Below are 646 nucleotides of genomic sequence, written 5' to 3'. Positions count from 1 at the left end.
TCCGCTAAAGCAAAAGTTGATCTAGTGGCGGATAGTGCGGAAAAGTCTACTTTGCTCGCAGATATTCAATATGCCCAGCAACTCTTAGATGCACAACTAGAAGCTATTGCTAAACTACAAGCAGCCACTGAAGCCGTAAATGGCTTATTCACGGACAGTACCAAAACAGCACTGAAAGTGGGAGTGGACCAAGCTGCGATTGACGTTGCAAGTGCAAAGGTGGATTTGGTGGCGGATGGCACAGAAAAGTCATCGCTGGTCGCTGATCTTCAAGTAGCCCAGCAACTCTTGGACGCACAACTAGAAGCCATCGCAAAATTACAAGCAGCTACCGAAGCAGTAAACGGCTTATTTACGGACAATTCAAAAACAGCATTGAAAGTGGGAGTGGACCAAGCTGCGATTGACGCCGCGAAGGCAAAAGTCGATCAAGTGGCAGATGGTGCAGAAAAGTCTGCTTTGCTCGCGGATATTCAATATGCCCAACAATTCCTAGACGCACAACTGGAGGCCATCGCTAAATTACAAGCAGCTACTGAAGCAGTAAACGGCTTATTTACGGACAATTCAAAAACAGCATTGAAAGTGGGAGTGGACCAAGCTGCGATTGACGCTGCGAAGGCAAAAGTCGATCTAGTGGCGGATA

General features: G+C 47.2%; 1 protein-coding gene. It reads left to right on the top strand.

Annotated elements, in window-relative coordinates:
• Positions 1 to 646 (top strand): toxin Cry1Ac domain D-VI-related protein (locus ACRRU2_RS28595; RefSeq protein WP_432506843.1); only part of this gene is annotated, 646 nt, incomplete at both ends.

The sequence above is a fragment of the Paenibacillus sp. GXUN7292 genome, assembly GCF_050864975.1.
Lineage (GTDB): Bacteria > Bacillota > Bacilli > Paenibacillales > Paenibacillaceae > Pristimantibacillus.
The sequence above is the reverse complement of the archived record's forward strand: the minus strand, read 5'-3'. Positions and strand labels throughout refer to the sequence as shown.